The sequence below is a fragment of the Roseomonas sp. AR75 genome, from assembly GCF_005222815.1.
In the GTDB taxonomy this organism is placed as follows: Bacteria; Pseudomonadota; Alphaproteobacteria; order Acetobacterales; family Acetobacteraceae; genus Falsiroseomonas.
In genome coordinates this window covers 26,827-45,335 of sequence record NZ_STGB01000004.1, presented here as the reverse complement: position 1 = coordinate 45,335, position 18,509 = coordinate 26,827, and the positions used below count along the sequence as shown (strand labels likewise).

Here is an 18,509-nt window from a genome sequence, read left to right as displayed (position 1 = left end):
CCGATAGGCTCGCGGCGATGACGAGCGATCCCACCCTGGCGGAAGAAGCCTGGCGGCAAGCCTTCGGCGCGCTGCCGATCGAGGAGGGTCTCGCGCTGCGCGAGGGCACGGCATGGCGCCACCTGCCCGGCCCCGCGCCCGGTCACCACGCGCCGCTGCTGTCCGTCGCCGATCTCGACGCCTTCCTGGCCACCGATGCGGCGCGCGCGCCGCGCGTCTCCATGGCCGACAGCCGGCGGGAGGGCAGCGCGGCCGTGCCGCGCCACGAATACCTGCGCGAGGATGACCGCGTGGACCTGCCGGGCCTGTTCGGCGCCTTCGATGCAGGCGCGACGCTGGTGGTCTCGCAGTTCCACGAGATGCACCCGCCGCTGATGCGCTTCTGCCGCGGCCTGGAGCAGGTCTTCCTGCATGGCGTGCAGGCCAACATCTACCTGACGCCGCCCGGCGCGCAGGGGTTCCGGGTGCACTACGACACGCATGACGTGCTGGTGCTGCAGGTGACCGGCGAGAAGCGCTGGCGGCTGTTCCCCGACCAGCCCGTGCCGCGCCCGACACGCCGCACCCCCTGGCCCGGCAACCTCTCCGCCAGCGGGGAGCCGGCAACGCTGACGCTGCGTGCCGGCGACACGCTCTATGTCCCGCGCGGCGTGATGCACGATGCCGCGGCGCAGGACGGCGACGCACCCTCGCTGCACATCACCATCGGGCTGATGGACCCCTCCTTCGCCGCCGTGCTGCGCCTGGCCGTGGACCTGCTGGAGGAGACCGACCCGGCGCTGCGCGAGACCTTTCCGACATGGCGCCTGGCCGAGGGGCCGGGACGGCTGGCGGAACTGGCGCGGCCGCTTGCGGCGCGCCTCGCGGAGCCGGCGGCGCTGGAGCGCACGGCGCTGGAACTGCTCGACCGTCTGGCGGCGGATCGCCCGGCGCTGCTCGGCCGCGGTCTGTTCGTCGCGCCGCCGCAGGCGGACACGCGGCTGCGCCTGGCGCCCGGCGTGCTGCATGTGCTGGTGCCGGAGACCGATGGCGGCGCCTCGCTCCGCTGGGTCGGTGCGGAGATGCGGCTCGATGCGCGGCAGGCCGCCTGGATGGAACGCCTCGCGGAAGGCGCGACGCCCAGGGAACTCGGGGATGGCGCGCTGGATTTCTGCCAGAGACTTGTGCGACGCGGTCTCGTCGTCCGGGAGCCCTGAGCATGAAGATCGTCGGCCTTTGCGGCAGCCTGCGCGCCGCCTCCTTCAACCGCGCCCTCCTGCGCGCCGCCGCCGCGCGCCTGCCGGCGGGGGTGACGCTGGATGTGGTGGAGATCGGCGCGCTGCCGCTGATCAACCAGGATCTGGAGAAGCCCGAATGGCCAGCGTCGGTGCAGGCATTCCGCCGCGCGCTGTGGCCGGCGCAGGCGATGCTGATCGCCACGCCCGAATACAATGCCGGCATGCCCGCGCCGCTGAAGAACGCGATCGACTGGGCTTCCCGCGCGGAAGGCATCGGCGGCCGCACCGCGCCCGAGGGCGAGGCCCGGAAGACGCCGCTGGAGGACCTGCCGGTTGCGATCATGGGCGCGACGCCGGGCTCGCTCGGCACGGCGCGGTCGCAGCAGCAGTTGCGCACGGTGCTGCTCAACACCGGCATGCGCGTGCTGCCCCTGCCCGAGGTCTATGTCGGCAGCGCCGGCACGCGCTTCACCGATGGCGAGCTGACCGACGAGCGCAGCCTGGCGGCGGTTGCGAAGCTGGTGGCGGCGCTGGCGGACTGGGCGCGCCTGGTCGGAACGCCAGGGGCCAAGGCGCCCTAGAGCACGTTCCGATCGACTGGAATCAGTCGATCGGAAGGTCGTGCTCTAGGAAACTTGATTCTAGAGCAGCTTATGCCCGTTCGGCGGAACCGCGGAGCGGTTCCACTCGAACGGGCGCTGCTCTAGGCATGGCGGACGATGTCGGCGCGTAACCTTCGCGCCGCATCGGACGAAGCAGGGCCGTCGCAACCCTGCCCGGAGATCCCGTCCATGCGTCGCCGCCTCCTGCTCGGCTCCATCACGGCTGGCATCGCCGTCATGTCTGCCCCGGCCGTTCATGCTGCCGAGCGCGCCCCGTTCACGGCGCCGGCCTTCGCCGCGGCGCAGGCAGCGGGCAGGCCGATCCTGATCGAGGTCACCGCGCCCTGGTGCCCCACCTGCCGCGCGCAGCGGCCGCATGTGGACGCCGTGGCGGCCGATCCGCGCCTGCGCGAGGGCGTGCTCTTCACCGTGGATTTCGACAGCCAGAAGGACGTGCTGCGGCAGCTTCAGGTGCGCAGCCAGTCCACGCTGATCGCCTTCCGCGGCGCCGAGGAGCGCGGCCGCGCGACCGGCATCACCGATCCGGAGGCGATCCGCGCGCTGCTGCTGCGCGCCCTGTAACATGGTCTCGCTGCTGCTGGCGGGGCTGGCGGGCATCCTCGCCAGCCTGTCGCCATGCGTGCTGCCGATCCTGCCGATCGTGCTGGCCGCCGCGGGGTCGGAACACCGCATGGGACCGCTCGCCCTGGCGGCCGGCCTGGCGGTGAGCTTCGCGGGTGCCGGCATGGTGCTCGGCCTCGCGGGCTTCGCGCTCGGCCTGGATGCGGAGGTGCTGCGCATCGGCGCGGCGCTGCTGATGCTTCTGGCCGGGGCGGCGCTGCTGGCCTCGGGCCTCGCCGCGCGCTTCTCGGCCGCGGCCGAGCATGCGCTGCAGCCGGTGACCGCCTTCGCCGCGCGCATGTCCGCGCGCGGGGCGGGCGGGCAGTTCGCCCTCGGCGCGGTGCTGGGCCTCGCCTGGGCGCCGTGCACCGGGCCGGCGCTGGGCGCGGCCATCGCGTTGTCGGCGCAGGCCGCCACGGCGGGGATCGCCGCCGCGACCATGCTGGTCTTCGCGCTCGGGGCTTCCATGCCGTTGCTCGCGCTGGGCTATGCCGCGCGCGGCGCGATGCCGGCCATGCGGCGGCGCCTGGGGGATGCAGGCGGCATCGCGCGGCCGGCGCTCGGCGCCGCGCTGGCGCTGTTCGGGATCCTGGTGCTCACCGGCCTCGACAAGCGCATCGAGACCGCCGCGACGGAGGCGCTGCCGCAAGGCTGGGTCAACCTGATCGTGCGTTTCTGACCGCCGCGCGCCCACTGGCGTGCCAGCCCCGTCCGGCCGCACGATGCGGCCGGGGCGAGGGGCCCCTGTGACGACGCCGCGCCCTGCGGCCAGGTCGGGAGGACGGGCGTGCAACTCGCGGGCAGGACGGTGCTGGTCACGGGCGCCTCGAAGGGGATCGGCGCGGCCATCGCGCGCAAGCTCGGGGCGGATGGCGCGACGGTGATCGCCCATTGCAACACCGATCTCGCGGGCGCCCGCGAAGCGCTCGCCGGCCTGCCGCCGGAGCGCGGCCATGTGCTCGCCGCCGACCAGGGCGACCCGCGCGCGATGGACCGGCTCTGGCAGCAGGCCCTGGACCTCGTGCCGCGCATCGACTGCGTCGTGCTCAACGCCGCGGTCTTCCTCAATGCCGGCGGCATCGAGGACGGCATGGGGGCGTGGGAGCATGCCTGGGAGACGCAGTGGCGCGTCAACGTCGCTTCGCCCACGCGGCTGATGAAGCATGCGGTGAATCACTTCGTCGAAAAGGGCGGCGGCGTGCTGGTGACGATGTCCTCCTGGACCGCGCAGCGCGGCTCCGGCAGCCAGGCGACGATCGCCTATGCGGCCAGCAAGGCGGCGGTCAAGGCGGCGGCGCAGACCGTCGCGCGGCACTATGCCGGGGCCGGCGTGCTCTCCTACATCGTCGCGCCCGGCGTGGTGCGGACGCAGATGAGCGTGGATGCGGCGGCGATCGCGGGCGGGGAGGAGAAGGTCACCGCCGGCCTCGCCATGGGCGAATGGGTGCCGCCGGAGGAACTGGCGGAGCTCGTCGCCTTCCTCGCCAACGGCCGCGTGCGCCACATGACCGGCGCCACGCTGGACGTGAACGGGGCCAGCTACCTGCGCTGAGCCGCAGGGCGCCGCCGCATGGCGGCACCCCGCGGAAGGGTCAGGCCGGGCGCTTGGCCGCGTTGATCTTCTCGACCCAGGCGCGGCCGTTCGGCGCCTCGGCCAGGATGGTGTCGTAGCTGCGCCGCGCGATCACCTTGAAGGGCTCGAGGTCGGGCTCCGTCACGGCCACGCCGCGCGCGCGCACCTGCGCCAGGCCTTCCACGTTCAGCCGGTCATGGATGCCGAGGCCGTGCTGGATCGCCTCCTTCGCCGCCGTGCGCAGCGTGGCCTGCACATCGGCGGGCAGGGCGCGGAAGCGCACGCCGCTGACCGCGAAGACGGTGGTGGACTGGTGCACCTTGGTCAGCGCGTAGTTCTGGATCACCTCCACGAAGCGGTCGGCGACCACGGCGTCGTTGCTGATCTCCAGCGCGTCCACCACGCCGTTCTGCAGGGCCAGGAACACCTCGCCATAGGCCATCGGCGTCGGCTGGGTGCCCAGCACGCGATAGGCCTCGACGAAGCCCGGCGTCTGCAGCACGCGGATCTTGAGCCCCTGCAGGTCGGCCGGCGTGCGGATGGCGCGGCGGCCGGCGATGTTGCGCTCGAAGATCGCGCCGAAGCCGAGGCCCATCATGCCCAGCGGCTCCAGCAGGCCGAGCATCTCGGTGCCCACCGGGCCCTGCAGCACGCGGTTGGCCTGCGGGTGGTCGTCGAAGATGTAGGGCAGGGACAGCACGCGGTAGTCGCGCACCACCGTCTCCAGCGAGGAGCCGCCGACGAAGGCGCCGTCGATCACGCCGGTGCGCAGCGACTGGATGAGGCGGCCCTCATTGCCCGCGGCGCCGCCGCCCTGGATGTTGACGGTGACGCGCCCGTTGGTGCGCTGCGCGGCCAGCTCCTTGAAGCGCTCGAAGATCACCTGGTAGGCGCTGGTGGCGCTCAGCACATGGCCGAGGGTCATGGTGATCGCCTGCGCGCGCGCGACGCCGGGAACGGCAAGCGCCGCGCCGGCGGCGGCAAGGCCCAGGCCGCGGCGGGTGATGCTGGTCATGGGGTCTTCTCCTCTCCCGTTGTTCAGGTCTAGCGCACCAGCGTGAGGCTCAGCGCGGGCACGTAGGTGATGATCATGAGGTTCAGCAGCAGCACCGCCAGGAAGACGGAAAGCGGCCGCATCAGCTGCTCCATGCTGATCCTGGCGATGCCGCAGGCGACGAAGAGGTTCACGCCGACCGGCGGCGTCACCATGCCGACCGCCAGGTTGACGATGACGATCAGCCCGAACTGCACGGGGTCGATGCCGAAGGCCTGCGCCACCGGGGCCAGGATCGGCGCCAGGATGATGATGGCCGCGAAGGTCTCCATGAACATGCCGACGACCAGCAGGAACAGGTTGACCAGCAGCAGGAACACCAGCGGGTCCGAGGAGACGCCGGAGAGCAGCGCGGCGATGGCCTGCGGCGCCTGCAGCAATTGCAGCGCGAAGCCGAACATCGCCGCGAAGCCGACGATGATCATGACGACGGAGGAGGTCAGCGCGGCATCGGCGAAGATCCGCGGCACCTCCGCGATGCGGATCTCGCCATAGACGAAGATCCCGAGGATCAGCGCATAGACCACGGCGACGACGGCCGCCTCGGTCGGGGTGAACAGCCCGCCATAGATGCCGCCGAGGATGATCACCGGCATCAGCAGCGACAGGAAGGCGCGGCGGAAGGCGGCGAGGAGGTTGGCGGCATAGTCCGGCAGGCTCATGCGCATCCGCTCGCCATGGCCGGCAACCATCGCCATCAGGCTCGCCGTCAGCATCAGCGACAGGCCGATCATCAGGCCCGGCAGCACGCCCGCGATGAAGAGGTCGGTGATCGAGACGCCCGTCAGCACGGCATAGATCACCATCGGCACGGAGGGCGGGATGATGACGCCGAGCTCCCCGGAGGAGGCGACGACGGCGGCCGAATAGGGCCGCGGGTAGCGCTGGCGTTCCATCTCCGGGATCAGCACGCCGCCGATCGCCGCCGCCGTCGCGGCGGAACTGCCGCTGATCGTGGCGAACAGCATCGAGGTCAGCACCACCGCCGCCGCCAGCCCGCCCGGCAGCACGCCGACCACGGCGATGGCGAAGCCGACCAGGCGCTGCGCGATGCCGCCCACCTGCATCAGCCGCCCCGCCAGCACATAGAGCGGCAGCGCCATCAGCGCGAAGCTGTCGAGGCTCTCGAACACCACCTGCGGGATCGCGATCAGCGGGATCCCCAGGCCGATCATGGTCGGCAGCGGCGCGATGCCGAGCGCGAGCGCAATCGGCAGCCCGCCCAGGAACAGCGCCGCCAGCAGCAGGAGTGCGCCGCCCATCGCCTATTCCACGCCCTCGGCGGTCGCGCCGATGCTGCGGATGTCGCGCCGGTCCAGCAGCGCCTCCGTCATCAGCGCGGCGGTGTTCAGGATCATCAGCGCGGCGCCCACGGGCATCGCGGCATAGACCCAGGCTTTCGGGATCTGCATCACCGGGCTGGTCTCGACCGCGCCGAGTTCCATGAAGGCGAGGCCGACCGAGATCAGCAGCCCGAAGAAGCCGAGGCAGAGCAGCAGCCCGGCATGCACCAGCCCCTGCCCCGGCAAAGCGGGCAGCGCGCGCACGATGAATTCGAGCGAGATGAGCTGGCGCTTCCGGCAGCCGATGCCGGCGCCGAGGAAGACGATCCAGATCAGCACGTAGCGCGCCACCTCCTCGGTCCAGGCGGCGGAGATGTTGATGCCGGCCGCGGTCAGCACGAAGCGCACCGTCACCTGCGTGAAGACAGCGATGGTCATCACCGCGAGCAGCAGCCCGATGGCGTAGGTCAGCAGCAGGTTCAGCCGGTCCACCAGCCACAGCACCGCCCGCAAGCCGCCTCGTCCCCCTGCAACCCTTGTGGTGAGACTAGGCATGCTGCGATGCTGTGCGCAACGGGGCTGGAAGTTCGCGATGCGAACGTGGCGGCCCTGCGAGGCCGAGGAGGGGTCATGCAGGACGCGACCGGGGCGGATGCCGGGGGCGGGCTTCTGGCGGGGCGGATCGCCGCGGTCACCGGCGGCGCGCAGGGCCTCGGCGCCGCCATCGCCCGCCGCTTCCGGCAGGAGGGCGCCAGTGTCGTCACGCTCGACATCGCCGGTGGCGACATCGCCTGCGACGTGACGCAGGAAGCGCAGGTCGCCGCGGCCTTCGCCGGCATCGCGGCGCGGCATGGCAGGCTGGACGTGCTGGTGGCCAATGCCGGCCTGGTGCCGCCCTGGCGCGAACTGACGGCGCTGGACATGGCGGAGTGGGACCGCGTCTTCGCCGTGAATGTCCGCGGCGTCGCGCTCTGCCTCAAGCACGCGGTGCCGCTGATGCCGGCGGGCGGCGCGGTGGTGGCGATGGGCTCCATCATGTCGGAGCGCGGCGCGGCGCGGCAGGCGCTCTACAACGCCACCAAGCACGCCGTGCTGGGCATCGTGCGCGTCGCCGCGCAGGAACTCGGGCCGCGCGGCATCCGCGTGAACGCCCTCGGCCCCGGGCCCGTGGCGACCGAGGCGCTGCGCGGCCGCGTCGCCGCGCGCGCCGCGAGCGGGCTGGGTCCGGCGCCCGAGGCTGCGCTCGCGGCCCATGACGCGGAGACGCCGCTCGGCCGCGCGGCGACGGAGGAGGAGGTCGCCAAGGCCGCGCTGTTCCTGGCCAGCGACCTCGCCTCCGCCGTCACGGGCCGATTGCTGCGCGTGGATGGCGGGCTGGAGTGATACCCCGCGTTATGCCGCCTTGCTGGCGGTGAACTCGTCCATCATGCGGTCGAGCTTCTGCATCAGCGCGTGCAGCACCTTCACCTTGGCGCGGCCTTCCTCGCCCAGCGAGGCGAAGGTGGTGATGGGCGGGCGGACATCCCCCACCGGATAGCCCGCCGCCGCGGCCAGCGCCTTCGAGTAGCACTGGTGGCCATAGAGCGGGTGGCCTTCCTTGATGATGTTGGTCATCTCGTCGAGCACATGCTGGATCGCGGTGGCTTCCCGCACGCGCCCGGCTTCCAGCAGCGGGAACAGCGCGGTGGAGGCGCGCGGCGCGTAGTTGCCATAGGGGTCCACGTAGCCGACGGCGCCGAGCTTGAAGCTCTCCACCACGCGCTCGCCCGCGAAGACGTTCATCACGCCCTCCGTCGCCTCGACGATGTCGAAGACGCGGCCGACATCCATGCTGGCTTCCTTGATGTAGCGGATGTTCGGCAGGTGCTTCGTCAGCTTCGCGACCAGATGCGGCTTGATGTCCACATGCGTCGTGAAGGGGTTGTTGTAGAGCATGATGGGAATGGCCACCGCCTCCGAGATCGCGGCGTAATAGGCGAAGATCTCGTCCTCGGTGACGGTGTAGTAGTAGGGCGGCGCGATCATCAGCCCGTCGGCGCCGAGGCGCTCCGCCATCTTCGCGTAGCGCACGGCGGTGGGCGTATGGGCGTTGGTGGCGCCGACCATGACCGTCATCTTCCCGCGGCAATGCGCGACGGTCTCCGCCACATACTGCTCGCGCTCCGCGTCGGAGACGGTGAGGAACTCGCCGGTGGTGCCGAGGATGATCACGCCGGGCACGCCGGAGGCGTGCTGCCAGTCCAGGAAGCGCTTCAGCGCGGGGATGTCGAGCGCGCTGCCATCCCCGGTGAAGGGCGTGACGGTGACGGTGTGGCAGCCGCGGAACTGCTGGGCCATGACGCTCTCTCCTTACTTCTTCGCAGGCCGCTTCTCCCAGCCGTTCGCGGCCAGGATGTCGTGGCTGGCGGCCAGGTCGCCATCGGGATCGGTGCCGGGCTGGCAGGCATCGGTGATGATCTCCAGCACCGTCAGGCCATCATAGCCTACCTCCTGCAGCGCCGCCGCCGCCGGACCGGGCTGCACCATGCCGGTGCCGAGGCGATCATGCTTGAACACCTCGTAGCCGCTGTCGCTGATGTGCACGTTCTTCACCCGCTTGCCGAGCATGCGGATCGCGGCCGCCGGATCTTCCTTGATGTAGGCGCTGTTGCAGACATCGAAGTTGATGCCGACCGAGGCATCGATGTCGTTGGCGACGTCCAGCATGTCCTTGGCCGTTGGCAGGAAGGTGAAGGGCACGTTCTCCAGGATGATCTCCGTCCGCGATCCCTTCGCATGCGCGACCAGTTCCTTCATGCCCTGCACGAACCAGTCGCGCATCCAGGGCACCGGCGGGTTGATCAGCGAGTTCACTGGGCCGGGGATGGCGCAGACGAAGGGGCAATCCAGCGCATCGGCAAGGTCGATCGCCTCCTTGTAGCGGTCCAGCGTGTAGCGCCGCATGATCGGGCAGGTGCTGTTCGGGTTGTTGTCGAGCAGCGGATAGCAGAAGCTGGTGATGCGGAAGCCGTTGCCGTCCAGCCAGGATTTCAGCTCGCTCTTCTCCGCCGGCGACATGGAGGAGGGCCAGAGATGCGGCGGGAAGATCATCAGCTCGAAATTCCGGTAGCCCTGCGCGGCAAGGTGCTTGAGGGCACCGAGGCCGGAATGCGAATACAGGAACGGGAAGGTCGAGGCGGCGACGCGAAGCTCAGCCATGGCGGGTGACTCCTCTGCGAGGGACGGCGTGCGCGGGCACGCGGATTTCGTCGTCATCGGCGGCGGGCTGGCGGGATGCGCAGTGGCCTACCACCTGGCGCGCGACGGCGGCGCCGATGTGCTGCTGCTGGAGCAGGGCGAGCTGAACGCCGCCGCTTCCGGCAACAATTCCGGCAGCTTCCACGCGCAGATCCCCGTCGAGCCCTTCCTGAATCAGGGCGAGGGCTGGGCGCGACGCTTCGCCCCCACGCTGCGCCTGATGATGGCCGGCATCGCACGCTGGATGGAACTGCCCGCGGAGCTCGACGCGCCGGAACTGGAGGTCAGCGCGAAGGGCGGGCTGATGGTGGCGCGCCGGCCCGGCGAACTCGCGATGCTGCGTCGGAAATCGGCCATCGAACGGGCCGAGGGGCTGGAAGTGCGGCTGCTGGATCGCGCGGAACTGCTGGGCATCGCGCCCTATCTCTCGCCGGATTCCATCGGCGGCACCTTCTGCCCGATCGAGGGCAAGGCGAACCCGCTGATGGCCACCTTCGCCTTCGCCCGCGCCGCGGAGCGCCACGGCGCGCGCATCCTGCGCCGCACCGCCGCGACCGGCATCGCGCGGGACGGCGACGCATGGCTGGTCCGGACGGAAGCCGGCCCGGTGCGTGCGCGCCGCGTGGTGAATTGCGCCGGCGCGGCGGCGGGCGTGGTCGCGGGCTGGCTCGGCCTCGACCTGCCGGTGGAGGCGCATCCGATCCAGGTGACGGTGACGGAGCGCGTCGCGCCGCTGGTGCCGCACCTGGTCTATTCCGCCGCGGACCGGCTCTCCCTGAAGCAGACCGCGCAGGGCAGCGTCATCATCGGCGGCGGCTGGCCGGCACGGCTGCATCCGCTGACCGGCCTGCCGGTGGTGGATGCGGACTCGCTGCTGCCCAACCTGCGGCTGGCCATCGCCGCGGTGCCGGCGGTGGCGCGGCTGCGCGTGGTGAGAAGCTGGGCCGCCATCGTCAATGGCACGCAGGACTGGCGCCCGATCCTCGGTGCGCTGCCGGGCGCGGAGGGCGTCTTCCTCTGCTTCTTTCCCTGGATGGGATTCACAGCGGGGCCGCATGTCGCGCGTTTGGTGGCGGAATGCGCGCTCGGCCGTCGCCGCCTGGACGATCCCGAGATCGCGGGCTTCGCACCCGGCGCGCTGGCCTGAGCGCAGGCCGTTCACAGCGTCGATTCCAGCCGCGTGTTGACGATCAGCTCCGCGACATGCGCCTGGTCCGGCAGGCGCAGCAGCAGGCTGACGATCTCCGCGATGGTGTCGGGCTGCATGCGGCCCGCGGCGGGCGTGGCGCCGGGCAGATGCGCAATCAGCTCGGTGTCGATGGCGCCGGGGCAGAGCGCCGTGGCGCGCACGCCATCGGCATGGCCCGCGAAGCGCGCCGCATGGGTCAGCGCCATCAGCGCATGCTTCGTCATCGCGTAGCCCAGCGGCGCGGAGGGATCGCGGATGCGCTTGCCGTCGGTGGAGGCGATGTTCACCAGCCGGCCATGGCCCGCCGCGCGCAGATGCGGCATGGCCGCGCGGATCGCGCGCAACGGGCCCTTCACGTTGACGGCCCACATCGCATCCAGCGCCGACTCGTCGCCTTCCTCCAGCGTGAAGCGCTGCAGGATGCCGGCATTGTTCACCAGCGCGTCGAGCCGACCATGCGCCGCGACGGCCTCCTCGATCCAATGCGCCGCGCTGTCCGGCTGCGTCGCGTCGTAGCGATGCCAGGTGACGCGCGCGCCTTCGGGCAGCGCGAGCTTGCGTGCCGGATCGCGCACGCCGCAGGCCAGCGCATAACCCTCCGCATGCAGGCGCCGCGCGATGGCCGCGCCGAGGCCGCGCCCGGCGCCGGAGATGGCGACGACACGGCCGGCGGCGGGCAGCAGCGCATCCATCAGAACAGGCCCTGGTACACGCCGCCGTCGTTGACGATGTTCTGCGCGGTCATGAAGCCCGCCTGCGCGCTGCACAGATAGGCGACGAGGTCGCCGCATTCCGACGGGTCGGCGAAGCGTCCCGCGGGGCAGGTCTTCAGCCGGTCCTGCACGATCGCCTCGTAGGTCGTGTTGCCGCGCTTCGCATGGCCATGCAGGTTCACGCGCAGCGCTTCCGTGTCGAACAGGCCCGGGCAGACGCTGTTCACCGTGACGTTGTGCGGGATCAGCTCGCGCGCCATCGACGCGATCGCCGCCGACAGGCCCGCGCGCGCCGAATGGCTGTGCGCGAAGCCCACCTGCGGGAACTTGATGAACGACACGCTGATGTTGACGATGCGCCCGAACTTCCGCTCGCACATGCCCGGCGCGGTACGGCGGATCAGTTCCACCGCCGTGTAGAAATGCTCGTTCCACCAGCGCGTCCACTCCGCGCGGTCCCATGTCCGGAAATCGCCGGGAACCTGGCGCGTGCCGGGGCTGGTGACGAGGATGTCGGGCGCAGGGCACGCCGCAAGCAGCGCATCATGCCCCGCATCGCTGTTCACGTCGCCGGCAACGGCGGTGACGCGCACGCCATGCGCGCGGCGGATCGCCTCGGCCGCTTCCTCCAGCGGGCCGGGCGTGCGCGCCATGATGGTAAGGTCGCAACCCTCCCGCGCCAGGCTCTCCGCGCAGGCGCGGCCGAGGCCCTGGCTTGCGGCGCAGACGATCGCGTGGCGGCCGCGGATGCCGAGATCCATGTCAGGTGATTCCGAGTTCCTGGAGCCCGCGCTTCAGGCCTTCGAGCGGTTCGCCCTTCAGCGGCTGGAGCGGGGGGCGCGGCACGCCGCCGCCGGGGTAGCCGAGATGGTCCATCGCCGCCTTGGTCGCGGGATACAGCGTGCGGCCGCCGGTGACGAACAGGTCGGTCAGCCGCCGGCTGGTCGCCTGCAGTCGTTCGGCTTCCGCCTGACGCGACGGGTCGCGCGCGGCGTACCAGAGTTCGGTCGTGCCGCGCCAGACATTGGGGAAGCAGTCCACCGTGCCGTCGGCGCCGGCATGGATGGCCGGCACGCCGAACACGCTCGACGGCCCGCAGAAGACACGCAGGGAGTCCTTCACCGCCAGCAGCGTCGCGTAGAAATTGTTCCAGTCCCCGCTGCTCTCCTTGATCGCCACCACCTTGTCGAGCGCGGCGAGCCGGACGGCCAGCGCCGGGGAGATCGCGTTCACCGCGTTGCCGGGAATGTTGTAGGCGACGATCGGAAGCGGCGACGCATCCGAGACCGCCTGGAAATGCGCGAAGATCTCGTCGTCCGTCAGCTTCACGAAATAGGGGGGCAGCACCAGGATTCCGTCGGCGCCCGCTTCCTTCGCCGCATGGGCCAACGCGACGGTGTCGGCGGCGCCGACGCAGCCCGTTCCGACGATCACCGTGCCGCGCCCCTTCCCCGCGGCGACGGCATCGCGATAGAGCGCCTTGCGCTCTTCCATCGCCAGCGACCAGAACTCGCCGGTGCAGCCGCAGGCGACCACGCCGGTGGCGCCTTCCTCGATCAGGCGCGCGATGTTGGCGCGGAAGCCGGCGGAATCCACGCGGCCCTGCGCATCGAAGGGCGTCGTCACCGCGGGCATCGGGCCCGACCAGTCCACGCTGTTGCGATCCATCCCCGTCCTCCTAGGCCGCGAGGGCCGGCGGCGCGGTGCAGGCGGCGTCCAGCCGCAGCCCCGTCGCCGCATCGAATACATGCAGCCGCGGCGCGCGCACGCCCCAGTGCAACACCTGCCCCGCGGTGAGCGGCAGGGCGGCGTCGGCGCGGATGGTCAGCACGTCGCCGCCGGCGATGTCGAGCTGCGCGATCTGCTCATGGCCATGCGGTTCCACCAGGCGGATGCGCGCCTCGAACGGCCCTTCCCCCACCACGATGTCTTCCGGCCGCAGGCCGAGCACCAGCTCGCCGGCATGCGCGCCGGCCAGGCCCAGCCGGATCGCGGGATGGATGAAGCCGCCCGCTTCCGCACGGCCGCGCAGCAGGTTCATGCTCGGCGCGCCGATGAAGCCGGCGACAAACAGGTTGGCCGGCCGGTTGTACACCTCGGCCGGCGTGCCGACCTGCTGCAGCACGCCTTCGTGCATCACCGCGATCCGGTCGGACATCGTCATCGCCTCGAGCTGGTCATGCGTGACATAGACGAAGGTGCGGCGCACGCGCTGGTGCAGCTCGATCAACTCGGCGCGCATATGGGCGCGCAGCTTGGCGTCCAGGTTGGAAAGCGGCTCGTCCAGCAGGAACACGCGGGGATCGCGCACCAGCGCGCGCCCCAGCGCCACGCGCTGCTGCTGGCCGCCGGAAAGCTGGCGCGGCTTGCGCGGCAGCAGCTCCGTCAGGTGCAGCGATTCGGCGGCGCGCTTCACGCGCTCCTCGCGCTCCGCCCGCGGCACGCCGCGCTTCTTCAGCGGATAGGCGATGTTCTCCGCGACCGTCATGTGGGGGTAGAGCGCGTAGGACTGGAACACCATCGCCACGTCGCGCGCGCCCGGCGCGACCTCATTCACCACGCGACCGCCGATGGAGATGTTGCCCGAGGTGGCGAACTCCAGGCCGGCGAGCATGCGCAGGCTGGTGGTCTTGCCGCAGCCGGATGGCCCGAGCAGGCTGAGGAACTCGCCGCCGCGTATGGCGAGGTCGAGCTCGCGCACCACCACGTTCGTGCCGAAGACCTTGCGCACCTTCTCGAAGCGGACTTCGCCCTCGGCCCGGCGGGCATCGCTCGCGCTCATCCCTTGACGCCCCCCGCACCGAAGCCGCGCGTCAGGAATTTCTGCAGGAAGGCGAAGATGATGATCAAGGGGATGCTCATCATGACGGAGGCCGCCATCAGCAGCGACCATTCGATGTTGAAGGCGCTGATCAGCATGTTCATCACGCCCGTGGTCAGCGGCCGCGCCTCGTCCGTGTTCACCAATACCAGCGCGTAGAGATACTCGTTCCAGGACAGGATGAAGGTGAACAGGGAGGTGCTGATGATGCCCGGCAGCGCCTGCGGCAGGATCACGTCGAAGAAGGCGCCCATGCGCGTTGCGCCATCCACCAGCGCTGCATTCTCCAGGTCGTCCGGGATGCCCTGCATGAAGCTGCGCAGCAGCCACAGCGCATAGGGCAGCGCGAAGGTGGTGTAGGCGATCACCAGGCTCAGCAGGGAATTCGCCACGCCGATCCAGACCATCATCAGATACAGCGGCAGGATCAGCACGACGGAGGGCAGCAGGTAGGTGAACAGCACCAGCTGCGCCAGCCTCTCCCGCCCGCGGTAGCGGAAGCGCACCAGGCTGTGCGCGCCCAGCGTCGCCACGGTCACAACCAGCAGCGTCGTCGCGCTCGACAGCAGCAGGGAGTTGCGCATGTACAGCAGGAAGGGTGTGTCCCACAGCAGGCGGGCGTAGTGCTCGAAGGTGATCTGTTCCGGCCAGAAGGTGGGCGGGATGCGGAACAGCTCGAACTGCGGCTTGACCGAGGTGATCACCATCCAGATGAGCGGGAAGGCGGTGATCAGCACAACGGTCCAGGCGAACAGGTTGAAGGCGATCCGGCCGATAGCCCTCTTCATCGCGGTTCCTCCCCACGCGCCCGCAGCACGCGAAAGTAGAGCAGCATGAAGACCAGCATCACCAGCATCATCGCCACCGCGACGGCGGAGGCGCGGCCCATCTCGTTCAGGCCGAAGGCTTCCTTGTAGACCATCAGCGGCAGGGTCTGGGTGCCGATGATCGGGCCGCCGCCGGTCAGCAGGTAGATCAGGTCGAACTCCTTGAAGTCCCAGATCGCGCGCAGCAGCACCACCACCACCAGCACGTCGCGCAGCTGCGGCAGCGTCACATCCGTGAAGCGGCCCCAGGCGCCGGCGCCGTCGATGGTCGCCGCTTCATAAAGCTGCTCCGGGATCGTCTGCAGCCGCGCCAGCACCGCGATCACCACGAACGGGAAATACTTCCACGCACCCACCAGAACCACGCTGGCCATCGCGTTCGGCATGGAGCCGAGCCAGTCGAGCGGCATGTCCAGCAGGCCCGCCCACATCATCGTATGGTTCAGGATCCCGTAGAGATCGTTGAACAGCCACCGCCACACCAGCACCGCGACCACGGTGGAGACGAAATAGGGAAACAGGATCAGGCTGCGCGCCAGGCTGCGGAACACCATCGCCTGGTTGAGCATCAGCGCAGCCGCGATCCCCAGCACCACCTGCAGCGTCAGCGTCAGCACCGTCCAGACCAGCGTGTTCAGCAGCGATCGCCAGAACTCCGGTGATTCCGCCAGCTCCGCATAGTTGCGCAGGCCGACGAAGCTGCCGGACAGCGTCGGCGTGAAGATCGAGAACAGGCTGAGATAGATCGCCGACACCAGGGGATAGACGATGACGGCGCAGAAGATCAGCACGGTCGGCGCGATCAGCAGCATCCCCAGCAACGCATAGCCGCGGTCGAGCGGGTTGGCCGCGGCGCGATCCGCCGCGGTCACGCCCGACGCAGCCATGCCTTCACCGGCGGCGGGACCGCCGCGCGACGCCATCCTCCCGCCGTCCCGTCGTGATCAGGACGCGCGCATCAACTGCTCGAGCCGCTGCGCGGTGGTGGAGACCACCTGGGCCATCGGCTCGTTGTTGATGACATAGCGCTGCACCGCTTCCGACAGCGCGTGGCTCGCGATGATGGCGCCGGCGCGCGTGTTCGGCCGGTGGCGCGTGCTCTCCCAGCCCAGGTTGTGCCCGGCCGCGGCGCTTTCGGCCATCAGGTCCACCTGCGCGCGATACTTGTTGATGATCGGGTTGTCCTGATAGGCGGGCATGGCCGAGATCGTCTTGAGCACCGGCAGCACATGGCCGGGCGCCGCATGCAGCTGGCGGATGTAGCCGTCCGCCTGGAACAGATGCGCCGCGAAGCGCTTCGCCAGCGCCATGTTCGGCGCCACCTTCGGGATCATCACGCTGGGGAAGTCGTTGAAGGTCCAGAACGGCACATCCGCCGACACCGTCGGGTAGCGCAGGCAGGTGATGTGGTCGGCGATGCGCGGGTTCTGCGCGTTCACATTCGCCAGCACGCGGCCGGTGTAGATGCCCGTCGCCGTCGCGCCGGAAACAAAGGCCGTCAGGCTCTCGCCCCAGGAATAGCCAGTGGCGCCCGGCGGGCAGAGCTCGCGCATGGACTTGTAGAATTCCAGCGCGTTGCGGAAGGCGTCGCTGTCCACCGCCACCTGCAGGTCCGGCGTGAAGATCTGCCCGCCCGCCCCATGCACGAAGCAGATGAAGATCAGGCTCGTCATGGAGTTGCGGCCATAGGGCAGCGGCGCGCCGAACACGCCGCGGCCCTGCATGCGGCGGCAGGCGTCGCGCAGCTGGTCCCAGGTGCGCGGCGGGGCGGAGATGCCGGCCTGCTGCATCAGGTCGGTGCGCAGCCACAGCATGTTGGCGGCCGAGTTGCCGATGCCGGTGCCGGCGTATTGGCCGGGCGTGATCTCGTAGATGCGGTTCGCGCCCTCGTAGTAGTTCTGCGGCCCCACCGCCTGGATCACGTCGTTCATCGGCTCCAGCAGGCCGTTCTGCCAGTAGGTCGCCAGCGCGAAGGAAGGCAGGTGCGTCACGACGCTCGGCACCTGCTGCGAGGCGAAGGCGGCGGCCATCTGCGCGGGGTAGCCCTCGTCGCTCGTCGCCTCGAACACCACGCGCACGCCCGGATTGGCCTGTTCGAAGGTGCGGATCTGGAAGTTGTAGGCCTCGCGCTGCGCCGGCGCGGTCTGCGGCGACCACCAGCGCAGCGTCTGCTGGCCTTGCGCGCGCGCCACCAGCGGCGCGCCGACGCCGACCGCCAGCGACCCGCCGAGAAGGGCGCGCCGGCCGAGGCTGCTCATGCTCCCGTTGGACATACCTGAATCTCCCCTGACGGTGCGCCTGCGCGGGACTTTGCTGCTCTGCGAACAGGCTTACGCAGAGTGAACAGGATTGCCGGCCCGCCAGCAAGGGGGCATCCGCACGCCGCACACTTCCGCCCCTCTTGTTCGCAAAGCGAACGCGCGGCAGGGTGAAGCCGGAATCGATGGGAAGCCGGCGATGGTCACGGAGGATTCGGCGCTGCGGGATACGCTGGATGTCGAGACCCTGTCCTTCGAGGACGGCGCGCCGCGTGCCGGCGCGGATCGCGAACTGGTCCATTCCGCGCTGCGCCTGTTCGAGGTGCTGAAGGCCTTCCGGCGCGACCGGCCACGGATGACGCTGAGCGAGGTGGCCGAGCATACCGGCCTGACGCGGGCGAGCGCGCGGCGCTTCCTGCTGACGCTGGTGCATGCCGGCTACGCGGAGACCGACGGCAAGCGCTTCGCGCTGACGCCGCGGCTGCTGGAACTGGGCCATGCGGTGATGGCCTCGTCCTCGGTGTGGGATGTTGCGCGTCCGGTGCTGGCCGGGCTGTCGGAGCGGCTGGGCGAATCCTGCTACGGCGCCGTGCTCGACGGGGTGGAGGTGCTCTACGTGCTGCACATCCCGAGCGCGCGGCACCTGATCAATGTGGACCTGCGCGTCGGCAGCCGCACCCCGGCCTATTGCAGCTCGGTCGGCCGCGTCCTGCTCGCGGGGCTGACGCCGGCCGCGGCGGAGCGCCTGATCGCTGCCTCCCGCCCCGAGCCGCGCACGCCGAACACCATCACCGACAAGGCGGCGCTGCTGGCCGCGATAGACCAGGCGCGCGCCCAGGGCTGGGCCATCGTGGACGAGGAGCTGGAACTGGGCCTGCGCTCGCTCTCCGTGCCGCTGCGCGGGCGCAGCGGCGTGACGGTCGGTGCGCTGAATGTCTGCGGACCGACTTCCCGCGTCTCGCTGGAGGAACTGCGCACGCAGTTCCTTGGGGAACTGCTCGAAGCGTCCGCGGTGATCCAGGCCGCGCTCGAATAGATCATACCCGGCGCACGAAGGTCAGACCTGCGGCCGGCGCCGCCGGCCGAGGCCGCGAATGCGGCCCGCCGCAAGTGC

Annotated in this window: 20 protein-coding genes; 8 read left to right on the top strand and 12 right to left on the bottom strand. The window is 70.5% G+C overall.

Annotation, left to right across the window (positions count from 1 at the left end):
* The first annotated feature begins 17 nt into the window (after positions 1-17).
* The 5 genes from E4T13_RS14120 (at position 18) to E4T13_RS14100 (ending at position 3,992) form a co-directional block, all read left to right on the top strand.
* Positions 18-1,196, top strand: a complete 1,179-nt coding sequence (locus E4T13_RS14120; protein ID WP_137178959.1) for a JmjC domain-containing protein — start codon at positions 18-20, stop codon at positions 1,194-1,196.
* A 2-nt stretch (positions 1,197-1,198) separates the two neighbouring features.
* Positions 1,199-1,798 (top strand): NADPH-dependent FMN reductase, encoded by a 600-nt coding sequence (locus E4T13_RS14115; protein WP_137178958.1) that lies wholly within the window; start codon positions 1,199-1,201, stop codon positions 1,796-1,798.
* Between the two features lie 210 nt (positions 1,799-2,008).
* Positions 2,009-2,401: a thioredoxin family protein gene (locus E4T13_RS14110; RefSeq protein ID WP_137178957.1), complete on the top strand. Its 393-nt coding sequence runs from the start codon at positions 2,009-2,011 to the stop codon at positions 2,399-2,401.
* 1 nt (position 2,402) lies between these two features.
* The gene (locus E4T13_RS14105) at positions 2,403-3,119 is read left to right on the top strand and encodes a cytochrome c biogenesis protein CcdA (RefSeq protein ID WP_137178956.1); all 717 of its coding nucleotides are present in this window, start codon (positions 2,403-2,405) and stop codon (positions 3,117-3,119) included.
* Between the two features lie 108 nt (positions 3,120-3,227).
* Positions 3,228-3,992, top strand: coding sequence for an SDR family NAD(P)-dependent oxidoreductase (locus E4T13_RS14100; protein ID WP_137178955.1), 765 nt, complete (start codon positions 3,228-3,230; stop codon positions 3,990-3,992).
* A gap of 40 nt (positions 3,993-4,032) precedes the next feature.
* Here E4T13_RS14100 and E4T13_RS14095 read toward each other — a convergent pair whose 3' ends face one another.
* From E4T13_RS14095 to E4T13_RS14085, 3 genes are read right to left on the bottom strand one after another with little or no spacing between them, the layout of a single operon-like run.
* Entirely contained in the window at positions 4,033-5,028 is a 996-nt protein-coding gene (locus tag E4T13_RS14095) for a TRAP transporter substrate-binding protein (RefSeq protein ID WP_137178954.1), read from the bottom strand.
* A 29-nt stretch (positions 5,029-5,057) separates the two neighbouring features.
* On the bottom strand, positions 5,058-6,329 hold the full coding sequence (locus E4T13_RS14090; RefSeq protein ID WP_137178953.1) for a TRAP transporter large permease: 1,272 nt from the start codon (positions 6,327-6,329) through the stop codon (positions 5,058-5,060).
* A 3-nt stretch (positions 6,330-6,332) separates the two neighbouring features.
* A complete protein-coding gene (locus tag E4T13_RS14085; RefSeq protein ID WP_240791207.1) occupies positions 6,333-6,854 on the bottom strand; it encodes a TRAP transporter small permease in 522 nt (173 codons plus the stop codon).
* 126 nt (positions 6,855-6,980) lie between these two features.
* Here E4T13_RS14085 and E4T13_RS14080 point away from each other — a divergent pair, with 126 nt between their 5' ends.
* Positions 6,981-7,733: an SDR family NAD(P)-dependent oxidoreductase gene (locus E4T13_RS14080; RefSeq protein ID WP_170984998.1), complete on the top strand. Its 753-nt coding sequence runs from the start codon at positions 6,981-6,983 to the stop codon at positions 7,731-7,733.
* Positions 7,734-7,742: 9 nt separating this feature from the next.
* On the opposite strand, the gene E4T13_RS14075 is transcribed toward E4T13_RS14080, so the two are convergent.
* Both E4T13_RS14075 and E4T13_RS14070 read right to left on the bottom strand, forming a co-directional pair.
* Positions 7,743-8,687 (bottom strand): dihydrodipicolinate synthase family protein, encoded by a 945-nt coding sequence (locus E4T13_RS14075; protein WP_137178950.1) that lies wholly within the window; start codon positions 8,685-8,687, stop codon positions 7,743-7,745.
* Between the two features lie 12 nt (positions 8,688-8,699).
* The gene (locus E4T13_RS14070) at positions 8,700-9,548 is read right to left on the bottom strand and encodes a sugar phosphate isomerase/epimerase (RefSeq protein WP_170984997.1); all 849 of its coding nucleotides are present in this window, start codon (positions 9,546-9,548) and stop codon (positions 8,700-8,702) included.
* 28 nt (positions 9,549-9,576) lie between these two features.
* On the opposite strand from E4T13_RS14070, the gene E4T13_RS14065 reads away from it, so the two are divergent.
* Positions 9,577-10,734 carry an FAD-binding oxidoreductase gene (locus E4T13_RS14065; protein WP_170984996.1) on the top strand — a complete coding sequence of 386 codons (1,158 nt, stop codon included), beginning with the start codon at positions 9,577-9,579 and terminating at the stop codon, positions 10,732-10,734.
* An 11-nt stretch (positions 10,735-10,745) separates the two neighbouring features.
* Here the strand turns inward: E4T13_RS14065 and E4T13_RS14060 are convergent, their stop codons facing one another.
* Genes E4T13_RS14060 through E4T13_RS14030 form a run of 7 tightly spaced genes read right to left on the bottom strand, consistent with a single transcriptional unit; the run spans position 10,746 to position 17,410 of the window.
* Positions 10,746-11,468, bottom strand: a complete 723-nt coding sequence (locus E4T13_RS14060; RefSeq protein ID WP_240791135.1) for an SDR family oxidoreductase — start codon at positions 11,466-11,468, stop codon at positions 10,746-10,748.
* Positions 11,468-12,250, bottom strand: coding sequence for an SDR family oxidoreductase (locus E4T13_RS14055; RefSeq protein WP_137178947.1), 783 nt, complete (start codon positions 12,248-12,250; stop codon positions 11,468-11,470). Before E4T13_RS14055 ends, E4T13_RS14060 begins: the two co-directional genes overlap by 1 nt.
* A 1-nt stretch (position 12,251) precedes the next feature.
* A complete protein-coding gene (locus E4T13_RS14050; protein WP_170984995.1) occupies positions 12,252-13,157 on the bottom strand; it encodes a dihydrodipicolinate synthase family protein in 906 nt (301 codons plus the stop codon).
* 10 nt (positions 13,158-13,167) lie between these two features.
* On the bottom strand, positions 13,168-14,271 hold the full coding sequence (locus E4T13_RS30785) for an ABC transporter ATP-binding protein (RefSeq protein ID WP_137178945.1): 1,104 nt from the start codon (positions 14,269-14,271) through the stop codon (positions 13,168-13,170).
* A complete protein-coding gene (locus tag E4T13_RS14040) occupies positions 14,268-15,098 on the bottom strand; it encodes a carbohydrate ABC transporter permease (protein WP_137178944.1) in 831 nt (276 codons plus the stop codon). The genes E4T13_RS30785 and E4T13_RS14040 overlap by 4 nt, the downstream gene beginning before the upstream one ends.
* A complete protein-coding gene (locus E4T13_RS14035) occupies positions 15,095-16,024 on the bottom strand; it encodes a carbohydrate ABC transporter permease (RefSeq protein ID WP_170984994.1) in 930 nt (309 codons plus the stop codon). The genes E4T13_RS14040 and E4T13_RS14035 overlap by 4 nt, the downstream gene beginning before the upstream one ends.
* Before the next feature lie 57 nt (positions 16,025-16,081).
* On the bottom strand, positions 16,082-17,410 hold the full coding sequence (locus E4T13_RS14030; RefSeq protein ID WP_137178942.1) for an ABC transporter substrate-binding protein: 1,329 nt from the start codon (positions 17,408-17,410) through the stop codon (positions 16,082-16,084).
* 184 nt (positions 17,411-17,594) lie between these two features.
* On the opposite strand from E4T13_RS14030, the gene E4T13_RS14025 reads away from it, so the two are divergent.
* Positions 17,595-18,431 (top strand): IclR family transcriptional regulator C-terminal domain-containing protein, encoded by an 837-nt coding sequence (locus tag E4T13_RS14025; RefSeq protein WP_137178941.1) that lies wholly within the window; start codon positions 17,595-17,597, stop codon positions 18,429-18,431.
* Positions 18,432-18,509 lie beyond the last annotated feature (78 nt).